The sequence below is a fragment of the Pseudoalteromonas issachenkonii genome (assembly GCF_002310795.1).
Taxonomy (GTDB): Bacteria; Pseudomonadota; Gammaproteobacteria; order Enterobacterales; family Alteromonadaceae; genus Pseudoalteromonas; species Pseudoalteromonas tetraodonis.
Window position 1 is genome coordinate 3104714 of sequence record NZ_CP011030.1, and the last position, 19824, is coordinate 3124537.

Annotated in this window: 12 protein-coding genes, 2 tRNA genes and 3 rRNA genes; 8 read left to right on the forward strand and 9 right to left on the reverse strand. The window is 42.0% G+C overall.

Annotated features, from left to right (window positions below):
- The first annotated feature begins 88 nt into the window (after positions 1–88).
- The 3 genes from spoT (at position 89) to PISS_RS14385 (ending at position 4351) form a co-directional block, all read left to right on the forward strand.
- Positions 89–2194, forward strand: coding sequence for a bifunctional GTP diphosphokinase/guanosine-3',5'-bis pyrophosphate 3'-pyrophosphohydrolase (spoT, locus tag PISS_RS14375; protein WP_013466063.1), 2106 nt, complete (start codon positions 89–91; stop codon positions 2192–2194).
- 12 nt (positions 2195–2206) lie between these two features.
- Positions 2207–2599, forward strand: a complete 393-nt coding sequence (locus tag PISS_RS14380) for a RidA family protein (protein ID WP_013466064.1) — start codon at positions 2207–2209, stop codon at positions 2597–2599.
- Positions 2600–2746: 147 nt separating this feature from the next.
- Positions 2747–4351, forward strand: coding sequence for a DUF342 domain-containing protein (locus PISS_RS14385; protein ID WP_058155323.1), 1605 nt, complete (start codon positions 2747–2749; stop codon positions 4349–4351).
- A gap of 33 nt (positions 4352–4384) precedes the next feature.
- Here PISS_RS14385 and asnA read toward each other — a convergent pair whose 3' ends face one another.
- On the reverse strand, positions 4385–5380 hold the full coding sequence (asnA, locus tag PISS_RS14390; protein ID WP_058155324.1) for an aspartate--ammonia ligase: 996 nt from the start codon (positions 5378–5380) through the stop codon (positions 4385–4387).
- 185 nt (positions 5381–5565) lie between these two features.
- On the opposite strand from asnA, the gene asnC reads away from it, so the two are divergent.
- Genes asnC through recG form a run of 3 tightly spaced genes read left to right on the forward strand, consistent with a single transcriptional unit; the run spans position 5566 to position 8891 of the window.
- Positions 5566–6024 carry a transcriptional regulator AsnC gene (gene asnC / locus PISS_RS14395; RefSeq protein ID WP_058155325.1) on the forward strand — a complete coding sequence of 153 codons (459 nt, stop codon included), beginning with the start codon at positions 5566–5568 and terminating at the stop codon, positions 6022–6024.
- A gap of 41 nt (positions 6025–6065) precedes the next feature.
- A complete protein-coding gene (gene trmH, locus PISS_RS14400; RefSeq protein WP_058155326.1) occupies positions 6066–6752 on the forward strand; it encodes a tRNA (guanosine(18)-2'-O)-methyltransferase TrmH in 687 nt (228 codons plus the stop codon).
- Between the two features lie 57 nt (positions 6753–6809).
- Positions 6810–8891: an ATP-dependent DNA helicase RecG gene (gene recG / locus PISS_RS14405; RefSeq protein ID WP_024601821.1), complete on the forward strand. Its 2082-nt coding sequence runs from the start codon at positions 6810–6812 to the stop codon at positions 8889–8891.
- Between the two features lie 589 nt (positions 8892–9480).
- On the opposite strand, the gene rrf is transcribed toward recG, so the two are convergent.
- From rrf to PISS_RS14430, 5 genes are all read right to left on the reverse strand, one after another.
- Positions 9481–9595, reverse strand: a 5S ribosomal RNA gene (gene rrf, locus PISS_RS14410).
- A 135-nt stretch (positions 9596–9730) separates the two neighbouring features.
- Positions 9731–12617 (reverse strand): 23S ribosomal RNA (locus PISS_RS14415).
- Between the two features lie 354 nt (positions 12618–12971).
- Positions 12972–13047, reverse strand: a tRNA-Ala gene (locus tag PISS_RS14420).
- Positions 13048–13158: 111 nt separating this feature from the next.
- Positions 13159–13235 (reverse strand) — tRNA-Ile (locus PISS_RS14425).
- A 76-nt stretch (positions 13236–13311) separates the two neighbouring features.
- Positions 13312–14847, reverse strand: a 16S ribosomal RNA gene (locus tag PISS_RS14430).
- Together the 16S, 23S and 5S rRNA genes with 2 tRNA genes alongside form the textbook arrangement of a ribosomal RNA operon.
- 790 nt (positions 14848–15637) lie before the next feature.
- On the opposite strand from PISS_RS14430, the gene PISS_RS14435 reads away from it, so the two are divergent.
- Positions 15638–16117 (forward strand): RNA recognition motif domain-containing protein, encoded by a 480-nt coding sequence (locus PISS_RS14435; RefSeq protein ID WP_013464268.1) that lies wholly within the window; start codon positions 15638–15640, stop codon positions 16115–16117.
- Here the strand turns inward: PISS_RS14435 and murI are convergent.
- Positions 16080–16868: a glutamate racemase gene (murI, locus tag PISS_RS14440; protein WP_058155327.1), complete on the reverse strand. Its 789-nt coding sequence runs from the start codon at positions 16866–16868 to the stop codon at positions 16080–16082. The two genes, PISS_RS14435 and murI, sit on opposite strands and share 38 nt — an antisense overlap.
- Positions 16869–16934: 66 nt before the next feature.
- Positions 16935–18059 carry a DUF5610 domain-containing protein gene (locus PISS_RS14445; protein WP_058155328.1) on the reverse strand — a complete coding sequence of 375 codons (1125 nt, stop codon included), beginning with the start codon at positions 18057–18059 and terminating at the stop codon, positions 16935–16937.
- A 164-nt stretch (positions 18060–18223) separates the two neighbouring features.
- On the opposite strand from PISS_RS14445, the gene trmA reads away from it, so the two are divergent.
- Positions 18224–19321 carry a tRNA (uridine(54)-C5)-methyltransferase TrmA gene (gene trmA, locus PISS_RS14450; protein ID WP_013464265.1) on the forward strand — a complete coding sequence of 366 codons (1098 nt, stop codon included), beginning with the start codon at positions 18224–18226 and terminating at the stop codon, positions 19319–19321.
- A gap of 9 nt (positions 19322–19330) precedes the next feature.
- Here trmA and PISS_RS14455 read toward each other — a convergent pair whose 3' ends face one another.
- Positions 19331–19783, reverse strand: coding sequence for a 2-thiouracil desulfurase family protein (locus PISS_RS14455; RefSeq protein WP_008113397.1), 453 nt, complete (start codon positions 19781–19783; stop codon positions 19331–19333).
- Between the last annotated feature and the right edge of the window lie 41 nt (positions 19784–19824).

Consider the following 19824-nt stretch of genomic DNA (forward strand, 5'->3'; position numbering starts at 1 on the left):
CAACTATAGCCGTTGGCAATCCTTTGTTTTCATCGTATATTCGTAACTTATCCTAACTTATTTGCTTCACGAGAACATTGGAGTGTGAATGTATCTTTTTGAAGGTCTTAAAAAGAAAATCTCAAAATACTTGCCAGCAGACGATGTTGAGCTAGTTCAAAAAGCCTATGTGGTAGCCCGAGAGGCCCATGAAGGTCAAACTCGCTCAAGTGGCGAACCTTACATTACTCACCCCGTTGAAGTAACTCAGATACTAGCTAGCATGCACCTTGACCATGAAACGCTCATGGCAGCACTAATGCACGATGTGATTGAAGATACCGATTTTAGCCAACAAGATTTAGCTGAAATATTTGGTGAAACGGTGGCTGAACTCGTTGAAGGTGTGAGCAAGCTTGATAAGTTAAGCTTTAAAGATAAAAAAGAGTTTCAAGCTGAAAACTATCGAAAAATGATTATGGCAATGACCCAAGATATTCGGGTTATTTTAATCAAGTTGGCTGATAGAACGCATAACATGCGAACATTAGGCGCACTTCGCCCTGATAAACGCCGCCGTATTGCTCGCGAAACTCTAGAAATTTATGCGCCGATTGCTAATCGTTTAGGTATTCACGATATAAAAAATGAGCTAGAAGACTTAGGTTTTCAAGCGCTGTATCCAATGCGTCATCGTGCACTTAAATCTGAAGTGGCTAAAGCGCGTGGAAATCGCAAAGAAGTTATTTCAAATATTCAAACAGAAATTGAAGCACGCCTTGAGGAGTCTGGCATAAAGGCCACCGTATCAGGCCGTGAAAAGCATTTATACAGTATTTATAAAAAAATGCTCAACAAAGAGTTACTATTTAACGAAGTCATGGATATTTACGCTTTTCGTATTGCGGTAGATTCTATGGACACCTGTTATCGCGTACTCGGCGTTGCTCATAACTTATATAAGCCAATTGAAACCCGCTTTAAAGACTATATTGCCGTGCCAAAAACTAATGGCTATCAATCACTTCATACTTCTTTGGTTGGCCCGCATGGTATTCCTGTTGAAATTCAAATCCGTACTCACGATATGGATCACATGGCAGACAAAGGAGTCGCGGCTCACTGGATGTATAAAAAGTCTGGCGACAATGCAGGTCACACTGCGCAGCAGCGTGCTCGCCAATGGATGCAAAGCTTACTAGAGTTACAGCAAAGTGCGGGATCATCATTTGAGTTTGTTGAAAACGTTAAAACCGAACTCTTCCCTGAAGAAATTTATGTCTTTACCCCAGATGGTCGCATCGTTGAACTGCCAATGGGCGCGACTGCGGTCGATTTTGCTTATGCCGTTCATACTGATGTTGGTAATACTTGTGTAGGCGCACGCGTTAATCGTAAACCTTATCCTTTAAGTAAAGCCATTGATACTGGGCAAACAATAGAAATTATTACTAGCTCAGGCGCTCATCCTAACGCAACATGGCTTAACTTTATTGTTACTGGTAAAGCGCGACTGGGCGTACGTAACTACCTTAAAAGCCAACAGCATGAAGAAGCATTATTATTAGGTCGTCGCTTACTTGATTCAGCCCTAGGTGAAAACAAGTTTGATAACCTGCCAGCTGAAAATATTACGCGAGTGCTTGAGGAGCATGAACTCTCTTCAACCTTAGAGCTACTGGTAGAAATTGGCTCAGGTAATTTAATGAGCATGCTGATTGCCAAACGCTTATTACAAAACGATAACGATGACTTAAACGATATTGCTAAACGTGCAAAAGCAACCATTATTGGTACAGAAGGCATGTTAGTTAATTATTCTAAATGTTGTCGTCCAGTGCCTGGAGACGCTATTACAGCTCATGTCAGCCAGGGTAAAGGTTTAACGGTTCATCGCCAAGAGTGTAAGAACATTCGTGGCTGGGAAAATGATCGTTCAAAATACCTAGTCGTAAAATGGGATGATAATCCAGAAAAAGAATACATTGCGGCTTTACGAGTAGAAATTATTAACCACCAAGGTGCGCTAGCTAAATTAACCAATGTGGTCGCCACTACACAGGCCAATATTGTAGAAATAGCTACCGATGAAAAAGAAAGTAATTTATACGTGATAGACTTAGGGATCACAGTTAAAAACCGTATCCACGTCGCTAATATCATGCGTCGTATACGTGTGATGCCGGATGTACAAAAAGTCTATCGTAAAAAATAAAATAGGAACATCATGAATAAAGCATTTATATCAACGGATAAAGCACCTGCAGCGATTGGCACATACAGCCAAGCAGTAAAAGTGGGCACAGCGGTTTATTTATCTGGGCAAATTCCACTTGTCCCTGAAACAATGGACGTTATATCTGAAGACTTTAGCGAGCAAACACACCAAGTATTTAAAAATATTTGTGCGGTTTGTGAAGAAGCTGGCGGCACCATTCAAGATTTAGTAAAAGTAAATATTTACCTTACTGATCTTTCAAATTTTGCCATTGTTAACGAAGTAATGAGCCAATATTTTAAACAGCCTTATCCTGCTCGCGCTGCTATTGGCGTTCGTGCACTACCTAAAGGTGTACAAGTAGAAATAGACGGCATTATGGAACTTCCTTCAACAAACTAACCTCTATAAGCTATGAGCGCCGCTCATAGCTTTTATTCCAATCTGTAACTACACTTTGATGAATTCTTGACTCAAAACTAAAATTCTAGCACTCTGTAATCACGTTATTTTATTAAACCTTACTTTAGTAGTAGAAAAGGATAACTTGTGTTTAAGCTTGCTCATAATGGCAATGTATTGCTCGATACGAGTAAATCTGCACCCGCCAGTGCTGCTTTTATCATTGAAGCAATTGAACAATCGCCTTACAGCGAGTGTGAAATCAATCATGACGCCATAAATAACTATTTCAGCAGTGCAACACCTGAACGTATATTAGTCGTTGCAACACGTCATGATGCCACCTTAAGCGTGGAGATAAGTGATGATAAAATGCTAGCCACGGGCACGCTCACTCTTGCTAAAGGGGGAGCAACACTGAGTTTTGATGAAGCTAAAAAAGAATTAGTTAAAGCGCACGTCGCAAGAGGTTATAAACAAGCATTTTTAGAGCAACTTTTACAAAAGCAATCTGAACTCCCACCTGGCTCCGTAGTCAGTGGTCCACTCGCCAAAGGGCGCTTACCTATAGACGGTAAACCAACTAAATTTAACGCAATGGTTCAAACACTTAAAGATCGTCTCAAAGCCCCTAAATTAAAAGAAGATGGCAGTGTAGATATGCGTGACTTTGGTAAGTTAGCAAGTGTAAAACCAGGTGAATTACTAGTACAGCAACAACCCGCTACACCAGGCCAAGAAGGGTTTACCGTGTTAGGCGATGTATTACCTGCAAAACCCGGAGAGGTTCATACTCTAATTGCAGGTGAGGGCACTGAAATCTCAAAAAATAATCCGATGGAATTACTCTCTACGATTGCTGGCGTGCCGGTTGAAATAAATAATGGCATGCGTGTTGACGATATTTTTACTGTCAACGATGTGTCGGTAAAAACAGGGCATATCGACTTTGAAGGCAGTGTGATAGTGAGTAAAAATGTAGAGCCAGGAATGCGTATTAATGCAACGGGCAACATTACCGTTTTTGGTACGGTTGAATCTGGCGAATTAACCGCAGGAGGCGATATAACTGTAAAACAAGGGGTAATTGGCCATCAAAAGCCTGAAGATAAATCACTGTCTTGTAGAATAATATGCGCAGGCGATGTCCATGCCTCACACTCTCAATATTGTTACATTGAAGCTAATAACATTCTGCTTGAACGTCAAGCTAGCCACAGCTCAATGAAAGCAAAGAGTACAATACAAATTGGTCAATCAGAGTTACCTAAAGGAAAGCTATTTGGGGGTGAAATTCTAGATGCCACTAAACTGATTGCCGGCGAGATAGGTAATGAATCTGGTGCTAAAATGGTAATTAATTTAGCGGCTTCAGCCACTGAAATGACCAAAGAGATTGATAAATCTTTTAGTGAACTAACAGCAACAAATGAACAAGTTGATAGTTTACAAGCGGCTTTAGAAAAAGCAGATTTAATTAAAGATGCAGATAAAAAAAATGAACTCATAAATAAAATTGGCACCACGCAGCTACACCATAGTCAGCAAGCAGAACAATTAGAAAAGCAGGTAGCAGGTTTAGAGCAAAAACTGAATACGTTACTCGATGAAGCCATGTTGACTGTGAATAGCGTTTTACATTCGGGTGTAGAGATCCATATCTTCAATAAACTGCTTAAAACGACCCGTAACTTCCCACCGAGTAGTGTTAAGTTAGAAAATAATAAAATAGAAATTGAATTTAAAACTTAATAATAAGGGGCTGTTAGTAACAGCCCCAACTTTTTATAGTAAACCGTCTACACTTGTATAGGTTTGCGCTGGCCACACACCTACCTGCACTTGCCCTATATGTTGTTTTTGTAATAACAGCATCGCTAAACGAGATTGACCAATACCACCGCCAATTGTCTGTGGAAGCTTACTTTCTAGCAATGCCTTATGCCAGTCAAACTCTAAACGGTCTTCGTCTCCCGTAATACTTAATTGAGTTTGCAATACTTCAGGGCTTACACGAATTCCCATCGATGAGATTTCGAAAGCGTCTTCAAGCACTGGGTTCCATACTAAAATATCACCATTTAATCCCATGTACTGCTCGCATGTCGGGGTTGACCAATCGTCGTAATCTGGCGCTCTCACATCATGAATTTTGCCATCACTCAATGCTCCCCCAATACCAATTAAAAATACAGCGCCATATTCTTGAGTAATCGCCTTTTCACGCTGCTTGGCTGTAAAATCTGGGTACATTTTACGTAATGCTTCACTATGTACAAAAGTAATCTCTGTGGGTAAAAATGGTGTTAAACCAAAGCTGTCACTAACATATTTCTCAGTAGCTTTAATACCTTGGTAAATAGTTTCAACCGTTTGCTTCAAAGTAGATAAAGAACGCTGCGTACTTTCACAAATAACTTGTTCCCAATCCCACTGATCAACATACACAGAATGGATTGGACTTAATGAATCTTCATCAGGTCGCAACGCTTTCATTTGCGTGTAAATTCCTTCACCTTTAGAGAAACCATATTCGCCCAAAGTTTTACGTTTCCACTTTGCTAACGAATGCACGACTTCATAACGGCTATCTGTAATGGCTTTAATATTCACCGCAACAGCGTTCTCGTGTCCACTTAAGTTATCCTGAGTACCGTCACCTACTTTAGCTAAAATAGGTGCCTGTACTTCAATTAAGCCTAACTTTTGCTCTAATTGCTGTGAAAAAAACTGTTTAACTTTACTTATTTGCTGCTGCTGCTGCACATAGTGTGAACTCATAATAATTGGCCTCATTCCCAGTTATTGTATTGGCGACTCAGCGCTTAGTAGCGCTTCAATATGGTTATCGTAACAATTAAACGGTTTAATTCAATAACCCATAACAAAAATAGCTTCAAGATATTAAAATCATTAAAAAAATGGTATAAAAACATTAAATACAACAATACAAAGCAATTAAACCTATGGAAAATTATCAAATCGATAATCTAGACAAACAGATTCTGCATGCATTAATGGATAATGCACGTACACCCTATGCTGAATTAGCAAAGCGTTTCGGTGTCAGTGCAGGAACAATTCATGTGCGGATTGAAAAAATGAAACAAGCGGGGATCATTATAGGTACCCAATTAACCATTAATACCAAACAGCTTGGCTACGATGTATGTTGTTTTATCGGCATTAATTTAAATAATGCCAGAGACTACCCACAAACTCTGATTAAGCTTGAATCATTAGAAGAGGTTGTTGAAGCATATTACACCACCGGTAATTACAGTATTTTTATTAAAGTAATGACTCGCTCAATCGATCATCTACAAGATGTATTGATCAATAAAATACAAGCAATAGAAGCTATTCAGTCAACCGAAACCCTGATCTCATTACAAAACCCGATTAGCCGAACAGTGGTGCCTTAAGGTGAAAAATCTCGTATAATTTGCCGAAAAAGAGGACTCCCATGCAGCAAACTCGTTATCAAAGAATTGAAAGTGTACTTTCACGTCGTCAAACCGATCTTACCGTGTGTTTAGAAGACGTACATAAACACCATAACTTATCTGCCATAGTCAGAACGGCCGATGCTGTTGGTTGCCATCATGTGCATGCAGTCTGGCCAGAAAAGCAAAAGTGGCTAACCAATAATACCTCAGGTGGCAGTAAGAACTGGTTAGACACACACCTTCACAGAAATATAGATGATGCCGCAGCCAGTATCCGTGCTCATAACCCCGATGTACAAATTTTGGCAACTCATTTAAGTGAAGATGCCGTCGATTTTAGAGAAATTGATTACACGAAACCCACTGCAATTATTGTCGGCCAAGAAAAAACGGGGATCTCAGAAAAAGCGCTCGAATATGCAGATCAAAACATCATTATTCCAATGCAAGGCATGGTGCAATCGTTAAATGTATCCGTTGCAGCAGCATTAATCTTATTCGAAGCACAACGTCAACGTGAGTTAGCTGGGTTATATGATAGAAATATGCTGAGTGAAGAAATAAAACACCCAATGTATTTTGAAGGCTGCCACCCAATTATTGCAAGGCAGTGTAAGCAAAAGAACTTACCTTATCCCGCACTTGATGAGCATGGCGAAATCGTTGCAGATGAACAGTTTTGGCAGGCATTAAAACATACTTGATGCATATACAGTGTATAAGTACACTTAACTCACTAAATAACAATAATTGAGCCTACTTTGTCTAAACCTAGCTTAAGCCAATACCCAATCACAGAACTTAAAGGCGTAGGCCCTAAAATGGCTGAACGACTTTTAAAGCTAGGCATCACCACAGTGCAAGATATGCTTTTTCATTTACCGCTAAGGTATGAAGACAGAACGCGTATTTATGCTATTAGTGAGCTTACGGCACATAGCCATGTAACGGTTCAAGCAACCATTGAAACAAGCCAAATTACCTTTGGTAAAAGGCGTATGCTGGTTTGCCAAATAAATGATGGGACAGGTAGGTTAACACTACGATTTTTTAATTTTACCGCAGCACAAAAAAACGCATTTAGCGCGGGTAAAATAATTCGCTGTTTTGGCGAAATACGTCGCGGACGTGTTGGCTTTGAAATGAGTCATCCTGAATACAGTATTAGCGACACTTTTGAACAGCAACCAACATCATCAACACTTACGCCAGTCTATTCAACAACCGAGGGGTTAAAGCAACTCTCTATCAGGGCGTTGAGTGAACAGGCAATAGAATTGCTTCAAAAATACGCAGTAGAAGAGCTACTACCTCAACAATGGCAACCATCGCAACTACCGTTAAGTGATGCGTTATTGCTACTGCATCGCCCCCCTAATGATGTTGATATAATTGCGCTTGAACAAGGGACTCACCCAGCACAACAACGGCTCGTTTTTGAAGAGTTGTTGGCTCAAAATCTCAGCCTCTTAAAAGTAAGAGAGCAAGGACAACAAGTTAAAGCTATTGCCCTTGAGCCCACTAATCCATTAGAAGCGCAATTTCTAGCACAATTACCCTTTGCGCCAACCAATGCACAAAGCCGTGTAGTATCAGAAATTAAAACAGACATGCAACACGCTTACCCTATGATGCGACTTGTCCAAGGGGATGTAGGCTCTGGTAAAACATTAGTCGCAGCCCTGAGCGCTTTAACTGCGATAGCACAAGGCTATCAGGTCGCATTAATGGCGCCAACAGAGATATTATCAGAGCAACACGGAATTAACTTTTCCAGCTGGTTTGAAAACCTTGGAATATCGGTTGCTTGGCTAGGCGGTAAAACAAAAGGAAAAGAGCGAGTTAATACCCTTGCAATGATCGCCTCTGGTGAAGCGCAGATGATTGTGGGTACCCATGCTTTATTTCAAGATGAAGTAAAATTTAACAATCTCGTACTTATCATTATTGATGAGCAACATCGATTTGGGGTTCATCAACGTTTATCACTGCGTGAAAAAGGGCGCTTTGGTGATTGTTATCCACATCAACTAGTAATGACAGCAACACCTATACCACGTACGCTTGCGATGACTGCTTATGCAGATTTAGAAACCTCAGTGATCGACGAATTACCACCAGGAAGAACACCAATTACCACTGTTGCCATCCCTGATACCCGCAGAGATGACATCATTAGTCGGGTGAAACTTGCCTGTAATGAACAAGGTCGACAAGTTTACTGGGTATGTACTCTTATAGACGAGTCTGAAGTATTACAATGCCAAGCAGCGGAAGACAGTGCTTTACAATTAAAAGAAGCCTTACCTGAACTTAATATTGGTTTAGTCCATGGGAGAATGAAAGCCACTGAAAAGCAAGCCATTATGAGTGAGTTTAAAACGGGGAACATTCATGTACTTGTCGCAACAACCGTGATCGAGGTCGGTGTTGATGTCCCCAATGCGAGCCTAATTATTATTGAAAACCCAGAGCGCTTAGGTTTAGCACAGCTTCACCAATTACGAGGCCGTGTAGGACGTGGGGCAACCGCATCGCATTGCGTTCTTTTATACCATGCGCCACTTTCTCATACTGCACAGAAGCGATTAGGAGTACTGCGCGATAGTAACGATGGATTTGTTATCGCAGAACGTGATTTAGAAATACGCGGCCCAGGTGAAGTACTTGGAACTAAACAAACAGGTTTAGCCGAATTCAAAATCGCTGATTTAACACGCGATAAACAAACACTCAATCAAGTAAGACCCATCGCACAACAAATGCTTAAGCAATATCCTCAGCATATAGACCCACTTATTCACCGCTGGTTAGGTAATAAATCAAACTACGCACAAGCATAGTCGGTTTTTAAACTTTACTTTTCACTTCATCATCCAGACTTATACCAATTCGCTTAATTAAGCGGTCTATTTTGAGGCAGGAAAAACGGGTTGATAGCTAGGCAAAAAATTCGCTATTTAGTTGTTCTAAATGAGAATTTTTTAACACAGATAGCGACACGTTTAGCCCCGCAAAATGATTGAGTATTATTGCGGATTGGTATTACCCCAAACGGATATATTTTCATAATGCCTTTATCCTCAGGTCTTTTATTGCAAGATGTCGTGGTGTCGTCCAAAGCGTTAGAGTAGTCTTTAGGCGCTTATTCTTTTACTTTTACCTGATGCCTTTTACCTTTCACCTACGTTTTTACTTTTCTGCAGACGTAAAAAAGCCCGACTATTTCTAGTCGGGCTTTCTCAATTTGGAGCCTGGTGATGTCGTAGTGCCCACAGCGGTAGAGAGCCATATAGCAAATGTATAGAGTCGGCATTAGGCGCTTATTATTTTCCTTTTACCTGATGCCTTTTACCTTTCACCTGCGTTTTCACTTTCCTGCAGACGTAAAAAAACCCGTCACATCGCTGTAACGGGTTTCTCTTATTTGGAGCCTGGTAATGTCCTACTTTCACATAGCAAATGCTACACTATCATCGGCGCTGTTTCGTTTCACTACTGAGTTCGGCATGGGGTCAGGTGGGTCCAAAACGCTATTGTCACCAAGCAAATTTGGTGTAAGGTCGATTTAATCGAGCTTACTAAAATTTGGAATTCTGATAATAAAGAGTAATTAAGTAATCTACTTTAGTCATATTAACTTCTGCGCTTAAACTATCACATAAAACGCGTTTGGCGTTGTATGGTTAAGCCTCACGGGTAATTAGTACAAGTTAGCTTAATGGCTCACACCACTTCCACATCTTGCCTATCAACGTTGTAGTCTTCAACGGCCCTTCAGAGACTTTAAAAGTCTAGTGAGAACTCATCTCGAGGCCTGCTTCGCGCTTAGATGCTTTCAGCGCTTATCAGTTCCGAACGTAGCTACCGGGCAATGCCATTGGCATGACAACCCGAACACCAGCGGTTCGTTCACTCCGGTCCTCTCGTACTAGGAGCAACCCCTCTCAATTCTCAAACGCCCACGGCAGATAGGGACCGAACTGTCTCACGACGTTCTAAACCCAGCTCGCGTACCACTTTAAATGGCGAACAGCCATACCCTTGGGACCGACTTCAGCCCCAGGATGTGATGAGCCGACATCGAGGTGCCAAACACCGCCGTCGATATGAACTCTTGGGCGGTATCAGCCTGTTATCCCCGGAGTACCTTTTATCCGTTGAGCGATGGCCCTTCCATTCAGAACCACCGGATCACTATGACCTACTTTCGTACCTGCTCGACGTGTCTGTCTCGCAGTTAAGCTGGCTTCTACCATTACACTAACCGTACGATGTCCGACCGTACTTAGCCAACCTTCGTGCTCCTCCGTTACTCTTTGGGAGGAGACCGCCCCAGTCAAACTACCCACCAGGCACTGTCCGTAACCCCGATTCAGGGGCCAACGTTAGAACATCAAAACTACAAGGGTGGTATTTCAAGGACGACTCCACAAAAACTAGCGTCTCTGCTTCTAAGTCTCCCACCTATCCTACACATGTAGGTTCAATGTTCAGTGCCAAGCTGTAGTAAAGGTTCACGGGGTCTTTCCGTCTAGCCGCGGGTACACAGCATCTTCACTGCGATTTCAATTTCACTGAGTCTCGGGTGGAGACAGCGTGGCCATGGTTACACCATTCGTGCAGGTCGGAACTTACCCGACAAGGAATTTCGCTACCTTAGGACCGTTATAGTTACGGCCGCCGTTTACCGGGGCTTCGATCAAGAGCTTCTCCGAAGATAACCCCATCAATTAACCTTCCGGCACCGGGCAGGTGTCACACCGTATACGTCATCTTGCGATTTTGCACAGTGCTGTGTTTTTAATAAACAGTCCCAGCCACCTGGTCACTGCGGCTCCAATCAGCTTAGGGAGCAAGTCCCATCACCAATCGGAGCGTACCTTCTCCCGAAGTTACGGTACGATTTTGCCTAGTTCCTTCACCCGAGTTCTCTCAAGCGCCTTAGTATTCTCTACCTGACCACCTGTGTCGGTTTGGGGTACGATTCGGTATAATCTGAAGCTTAGAGGCTTTTCCTGGAAGTATGGCATCAGCAACTTCATCACCGTGGTGACTCGTCTCGTGTCTCAGCCTAACAGCAACCCGGATTTACCTAAGTCACTAGCCTACACACTTTCACATGGACTACCATCGCCATGCTTGCTTAGCCTGCTCCGTCCCCCCATCGCAATTATACCAAGTACGGAAATATTAATCCGTTTCCCATCGACTACGCCTTTCGGCCTCGCCTTAGGGGTCGACTTACCCTACCCTGATTAACATGGGATAGGAACCCTTGGTCTTCCGGCGTGCGGGTTTTTCACCCGCATTATCGTTACTCATGTCAGCATTCGCACTTCTGATACGTCCAGCATACCTCCCGGTACACCTTCAACCGCTTACAGAACGCTCCCCTACCACTCAAAATAAATTTTGAATCCGCAGCTTCGGTGCATAGTTTAGCCCCGTTACATCTTCCGCGCAGACCGACTCGACCAGTGAGCTATTACGCTTTCTTTAAAGGATGGCTGCTTCTAAGCCAACCTCCTGGCTGTCTGGGCCTTTCCACATCGTTTCCCACTTAACTATGACTTTGGGACCTTAGCTGGCGGTCTGGGTTGTTTCCCTCTTCACGACGGACGTTAGCACCCGCCGTGTGTCTCCCGGATATTACTTTACGGTATTCGGAGTTTGCAAAGGGTTGGTAAGTCGGGATGACCCCCTAGCCTTAACAGTGCTCTACCCCCGTAAGTATTCGTCCGAGGCTCTACCTAAATAGATTTCGGGGAGAACCAGCTATCTCCCGGTTTGATTAGCCTTTCACTCCTAACCACAGGTCATCCCCTAACTTTTCAACGTTAGTGGGTTCGGTCCTCCAGTTGATGTTACTCAACCTTCAACCTGCCCATGGCTAGATCACCGGGTTTCGGGTCTATACCTTGCAACTATTCGCCCAGTTAAGACTCGGTTTCCCTACGGCTACCCTAATCGGTTAACCTCGCTACAAAATATAAGTCGCTGACCCATTATACAAAAGGTACGCAGTCACCCAACAAGTGGGCTCCTACTGCTTGTACGTACACGGTTTCAGGTTCTATTTCACTCCCCTCACAGGGGTTCTTTTCGCCTTTCCCTCACGGTACTGGTTCACTATCGGTCAGTTGGGAGTATTTAGCCTTAGATGATGGTCCACCTATATTCAGTCAAAGTTTCACGTGCTCCGACCTACTCGATTTCACTTAAAATGCGTTTTCATGTACGGGACTATCACCCTGTATCGTGGCACTTTCCAGAGCCTTCCATTAACACATAATAAGCTTAAGGGCTGTTCCGATTTCGCTCGCCGCTACTATCGGAATCTCGGTTGATTTCTTTTCCTACGGGTACTTAGATGTTTCAGTTCTCCGCGTTCGCCTCGTTAACCTATGTATTCAGTTAACGATACCTGCAAGCAGGTGGGTTTCCCCATTCGGAAATCCTAGTCTCAAGTGCTTTTTACTAGCTTGACTAGGCTTATCGCAAGTTAATACGTCCTTCATCGCCTCCAACTGCCAAGGCATCCACCGTGTACGCTTAGTCACTTAACCATACAACCCAAACGGGTCTTTGTTTTGTGACAGTTTAACTTCGCCAGAAGTTAATATTGAATACTAAAGTAGATACCAATCAACAAACATTAAACGTTTATTAAATGGCACTGAATGATACTGCTATCATTCTTTAAACGTAAACGTTCATTAAATGGCACTGAATGATACTGCTATCATTCTTTTTTACTTTTGAAAACTCTGTACAAATACAATGTATTCATACGAATTTTATTATCAGCTTTTCCAAATTTTTAAAGAGCAGAGAATCAAAAACTTCTCAAAATTAAACACACTCTATTCTCAGGTGATTGTGCTACCCGATAAAAGAATATTTATTTTTAAGAAGTAAAGTGGTGGAGCTAAGCAGGATCGAACTGCTGACCTCCTGCGTGCAAGGCAGGCGCTCTCCCAGCTGAGCTATAGCCCCACATATGCTGGTCTTACTGTTTGTATACCGACTTCTTTTTAAGACAAGGCGTAAGTTGAGGCCGTTTAGTTTACTAAACAACGAAGCTTACAACGAAGTATTAAGAAGAAGTGGTGGGTCTGAGTAGATTTGAACTACCGACCTCACCCTTATCAGGGGTGCGCTCTAACCAGCTGAGCTACAGACCCAAACAATAAGTGTTGTTCTCTTTACAATTAACAATCATCTGTGTGGACACTACGAACAAATAAGTTCTAAATCGTATAAGGAGGTGATCCAGCCCCAGGTTCCCCTAGGGCTACCTTGTTACGACTTCACCCCAGTCATGAATCACTCCGTGGTAAACGTCCTCCCGAGGGTTAGACTATCTACTTCTGGAGCAACCCACTCCCATGGTGTGACGGGCGGTGTGTACAAGGCCCGGGAACGTATTCACCGCGTCATTCTGATACGCGATTACTAGCGATTCCGACTTCATGGAGTCGAGTTGCAGACTCCAATCCGGACTACGACGCACTTTAAGTGATTCGCTTACTCTCGCGAGTTCGCAGCACTCTGTATGCGCCATTGTAGCACGTGTGTAGCCCTACACGTAAGGGCCATGATGACTTGACGTCGTCCCCACCTTCCTCCGGTTTATCACCGGCAGTCTCCTTAGAGTTCTCAGCATTACCTGCTAGCAACTAAGGATAGGGGTTGCGCTCGTTGCGGGACTTAACCCAACATCTCACAACACGAGCTGACGACAGCCATGCAGCACCTGTATCAGAGCTCCCGAAGGCACCAAACCATCTCTGGTAAGTTCTCTGTATGTCAAGTGTAGGTAAGGTTCTTCGCGTTGCATCGAATTAAACCACATGCTCCACCGCTTGTGCGGGCCCCCGTCAATTCATTTGAGTTTTAACCTTGCGGCCGTACTCCCCAGGCGGTCTACTTAATGCGTTAGCTTTGAAAAACAGAACCGAGGTTCCGAGCTTCTAGTAGACATCGTTTACGGCGTGGACTACCAGGGTATCTAATCCTGTTTGCTCCCCACGCTTTCGTACATGAGCGTCAGTGTTGACCCAGGTGGCTGCCTTCGCCATCGGTATTCCTTCAGATCTCTACGCATTTCACCGCTACACCTGAAATTCTACCACCCTCTATCACACTCTAGTTTGCCAGTTCGAAATGCAGTTCCCAGGTTGAGCCCGGGGCTTTCACATCTCGCTTAACAAACCGCCTGCGTACGCTTTACGCCCAGTAATTCCGATTAACGCTCGCACCCTCCGTATTACCGCGGCTGCTGGCACGGAGTTAGCCGGTGCTTCTTCTGTCAGTAACGTCACAGCTAGCAGGTATTAACTACTAACCTTTCCTCCTGACTGAAAGTGCTTTACAACCCGAAGGCCTTCTTCACACACGCGGCATGGCTGCATCAGGCTTGCGCCCATTGTGCAATATTCCCCACTGCTGCCTCCCGTAGGAGTCTGGGCCGTGTCTCAGTCCCAGTGTGGCTGATCATCCTCTCAAACCAGCTAGGGATCGTCGCCTTGGTGAGCCATTACCTCACCAACTAGCTAATCCCACTTGGGCCAATCTAAAGGCGAGAGCCGAAGCCCCCTTTGGTCCGTAGACATTATGCGGTATTAGCAGTCGTTTCCAACTGTTGTCCCCCACCTCAAGGCATGTTCCCAAGCATTACTCACCCGTCCGCCGCTCGTCAGCAAAGTAGCAAGCTACTTTCTGTTACCGCTCGACTTGCATGTGTTAGGCCTGCCGCCAGCGTTCAATCTGAGCCATGATCAAACTCTTCAATTAAAAAGTTTTATGTCTTTCGACAGCTCAATGAATTCTGAATTTATTTAATATCTTTCGATATTGAATTGACTGTGCTGAATAAACCGCTCGACTTGCATGTGTTAGGCCTGCCGCCAGCGTTCAATCTGAGCCATGATCAAACTCTTCAATTAAAAAGTTTTATGTCTTTCGACAGCTCAATGAATTCTGAATTTATTTAATATCTTTCGATATTGAATTGACTGTGCTGCAATTCCTACCTAAGTAGTTATTGCTGTTGGTCACTCAGTTTAAATTGAGACTCTAAATTTGTTTGCCTTACTTAGTAAACTAAGCTTGGCTGTTAGAACTCAATCTGTACGAGTGCCCACACAGATGATTGCTTTATATTGTTAAAGAACGTTGCGATTAAAGCGTTTAACTTTATCTCGCTAGGGCTGCGCATATTACGCTTTCCTATTTTTTTGTCAACACTTAATTTTGTTAAACTTGAAATTTTTCGAAACTAAGTTTTACTCAACTCACTGAGTAGCTCATGCCTCGCTATGCGTTGGCGTTCCCCGTCTCAGTGGGGTCGCATTATAGGGAGATCCGAAAACAGATCAACCTTTTTTTTAGATCTTTTTACCGTTTGCTCAAGTTTCAAACAAACGAGGCTAAAATAGTACTGAAACGCCTTACCATCGGTTGTTTTTTACACTCTTATTAACTATTTGCTATAAATTTCATTGCTATGTTCAATTAAGACGTTAAGATAGCAAGTTCACAATGTTAAATTAATGTTTATTTCCTGTTTATTGGTAGATCAAAAATGAAATTACCCGATCAAAAATCTTTTATCTTCGCAGTTATTCTTGCTGTTGTTGGTTTTGTTATCGTTAAGTTTGCGCTTGCAAGCCTAGCATTAGACCCTGCACTTCTATTCGGTGCCGGTTTATTAATTGGTGGACTTGTTATTGCTGCAATGTCATCAGTAAGTACAGAAGAAGCCGAAGTAAAAACAAAAACACTTTATGTTGGCAATCTTCCTTATCGTGCAAATGAAGGTGTAGTTCGTACTTTATTTGAAGAGCAAGGCAAAGTATTTAACGTTCGTTTGTTAAAAGATAAGAATACTGGCAAGCGTCGCGGTTTCGGCTTTGTTGAAATGGCACAAGCAGATGCTGATAATGCAATTGCTAAGCTAAACGATAGTGAGTTCCAACAACGTACTTTGAAAGTACGTGAAGCAAAACAAAAACAAGAAGATGATTCTAACTCTTATCGTTCAGAGTCGGATCAAACAGTGTAACTTGCTTAACCGCTAGTTTATCACTACATACATCAGCCGTTGCATAATAGTGCAGCGGCTTTTTTATGCCTGCTTGATTATCACTTAATTTGAGTAAAGAACTAACTCGCTTAGCAATGGCCGCACCAGAGTCTAATAACTGTACTTGCGTATTAAAGTAATCACTAATTGGTTTAGCTAAAATAGGAAAGTGAGTACAGCCTAATACCAGCACATCTATATCGTTATTAATATTTAATCGGTTTAACTCAGTGTGCAACTTATCAAGATCTAAGTGCTGGGTAAAAAAGAGAGTCTCTGCCAAAGTAACCAGTTCAACACTACTATATAAACTTGTGGTTATCGATGAGGCATGTTCTTTTATAAGTGCATCAGTATACGGGCTTGATACCGTTGCGGGAGTTGCCAATAAACCTATATGCTTTGATTGCGTTAATTGCGCTGCGGGTTTAATTGCAGGTACTACCCCAACAATAGGAATATCGGTAATTTGACGTACCGAACTTAACGCTGATGTTGAGGCGGTATTGCAGGCTATAACAATTAAGTCGACATTTAGTGACTCATCTTTAATAAATTGAATCAATCCACATAGGCGATTAATGATGGTTTGTTGCGACTGTGCGCCATAGGGCAATAATGCATTATCCATAAAATAGCTGTATTGAGCATGAGGAATGCTTTGCTGAATATGCTCAAGCACGGTGGTTCCACCTATACCTGAATCAAATACCATGATGTGCGCTGACAAACTACCATTCCTACTCTTTACTAAGAACGGCAGTTTGCCATGTGGCTTTTGTAAAAGAAAGTAGTTTTACTCAGTGCCTAGCTTTGCAGTAGCGGCGTTTAATTTATCTAAGTTTTCAAACATGGTGTTAGTGTAATCAACCAGTTTATCTATTTCTTGTTGATCTTGATTTAGCCATTGAATGATACCTGATAGCTGACTTTCTAATCCTAGGGTTTGCGCTTTAGAGTAAGCCGATTTTAGATCATCATTAAAAGGGGCAACAGTTTCGGCAATGACTTTTTCTGATGTTGGCTTAATTTGTTCATACTCTTTAATGGCAGCAACGGTTTTGCTTTGACGTAAGTCCATTGAGAATGCCACCAGCTGTTCATTCCCTAAACTGAGTTCTTGGGCTTGTTCAAATGCTTTATCTAAATCGCCACTGAAAAAGGTTTTACTTACATCTTGTAACTCTGCCATTAAATCATTTATGGCTTGCTGCTCGTCTTCATTAAGCTCACCGTTTACTGACATCGAGAAAGAGAGCTCACGGGATTCAGAAAATTGCGTACTAAATGATTGTGAATCATCTGTTTTTTGATAGCGACTAGATGATTGCGATTGGTAAGCATCTGCAAAGCTAATACTCACCTCATCACCTTCTGCTGTGGTAAATGTATAATCAGCACTATTGCTTAAACTTACATATTGCGCCTGACTAACAGTTACGCTTGCAGGTTGTGGGTTAAATAAGTTCTGCTCAAATTTATCGAGGCCACTAAAGATACCCTCTTTAGATTTATCAATACCCTCTTCAAGTTCTTGATTAAATACGCCCATGCCTTTTAATTCATCCACAGCCTCATCAACACCCGTCTGCACTCCTTTACGTGCCTGATTCAGCATATCTTGTAGTTTGTCGTTATCGGCACCATTGGCTTTGGCTTTTTTTACCGAGCTTGTAACAAAGTCTAAAACATTTTTTACGACTTCATTAAAATCAAACAGTGGTTTGTCTTTTTTGGTTTCAGCGACCGGCAAACCTAATTCTTTTGCCATTTTGTCACCTAATACGGCAGCAGCCAGTTCTTTTCCTCGTTGCTGATAACTGGTTGGTGGCGAGTCTATTTTAGGCTGTGGCATTGCTTGTTTAGTATTGTATTTATTAGCATTACTGTTTGGAACAAAACTAAAGTTACCTATTTTCATGAGAAGACTCCTATTTAGACTTACCCTTATATCGGCCAAGTAAGCCTATACTGTAGTAAAATGCTCAAAAAAAGCTCACTATATTTGATCAAAACTAGACAAATACGCTTCGCTCCCTACAATAGCGCCGATAAACAGATCTCAACGATAAGGTTATACCGTTAATGGCAGTTATAAATATAGATACCACGCAGTACGATGCACAATTAAATGAAAAAGAGCAGCGTATTACAGAGCAATTTCAACGTTTTGGTGTAAAACAGTTAGAAGTATTTAGCTCTGAGCCCATTAACTACCGCCAACGTGCAGAATTTAGAGTATGGCACGATGGTGACGATCTGTTTCATATTATGTTTGATCAACAAACAAAAGATAAAATACGTGTTGATACCTTTGACCCTGCAGCTCCTTTAGTAGGTGAAATTATGCAGGTGATGATTGATAATTTAAAAGGCTGCGAAGTACTACGTCGTAAATTATTTCAAATAGATTATTTATCAACCCTCAGTGGTGAAATTTTAGTGAGCTTGCTATATCACAAGCCACTTGATGAACACTGGTTAACTGAGATCAATGCCTTAAAGGAAAAGCTAAGTAGCCAGTACAAAATTGACTTTATTGGCCGTGCACGTAAGCAAAAAGAAAAATTGGGCGATGACTTTGTTACTGAGCGCTTAATGGTGAATGGCCAAGAGCTAATCTATCAACAGGTAGAAAATAGCTTTACTCAGCCTAATGCGAAGGTGAATATTAAAATGTTAGAGTGGGCACAAGAGTTATGTAAACCACTAAACAATGATTTACTAGAGCTGTATTGTGGTAATGGAAACTTTTCTATTGCACTTGCTGGTTCATTTAATAAAGTGCTGGCGACGGAAATATCAAAATCGTCGGTGCATTCAGCGCAATATAATATTGCTCAAAACCAAGTAACTAACTTAGATATTATTCGCATGTCGAGCGAAGAGTTTACTCAGGCAATGAAAGGCGAGCGTACTTTCTCTCGCTTAGATGGCATTGACTTGAGTAGTTACAACTGCCAAACCATCTTAGTCGACCCGCCTAGAGCAGGCATGGACACGCTTACGTGTGACTTAGTGGCTAATTATGAAAATATTATTTATATCTCATGTAACCCAGACACATTAGAGCGTGACCTTGAACACTTAACGCAAACCCATGAGGTTAAGCGCTTTGCAATATTTGATCAGTTCCCTTACACACACCATATTGAATCTGGTGTATTTTTACAGAAAAAATAAAATCTAATACTATAATACCAGCGCCTTGATAAGTGCTGGTATTTGCTCTTCACTAAATACTTTAACTTGATTCTTTACCAATAACTTAGCGGTCAGCCCCATGCCTTTTACTTTCACCCCACTATGGCTTCCATCATAAATTGTATTACGGCCACACGAAGGACTAGACTCTTTTAGTAAAGCAAAGCGAATATTATGCTTATTACAAAGGGCTAATGCTTTATTAGCGCCAGCTTCAAATGCACTTGTTACATCCTCAGCAGTATTTGTAATAACTCGATTTTGCTTTATCTCAGCGGGCGCTCTAGGCACGAGTAAACCACCAGCAATCTCAGGACAAAATACAATTAATCTATTTTGCTTTTGCCACAAATTAAGTTGAGGGTGCAATATTGTTTGTCCTTTACCATCATAACGAACTGGCAAACCTAACAAACAACTTGAGATTAAAATTTTTTCCATAATGAATTTTCTTCTCCAAATAAAAAAGCTCCTTTCGGAGC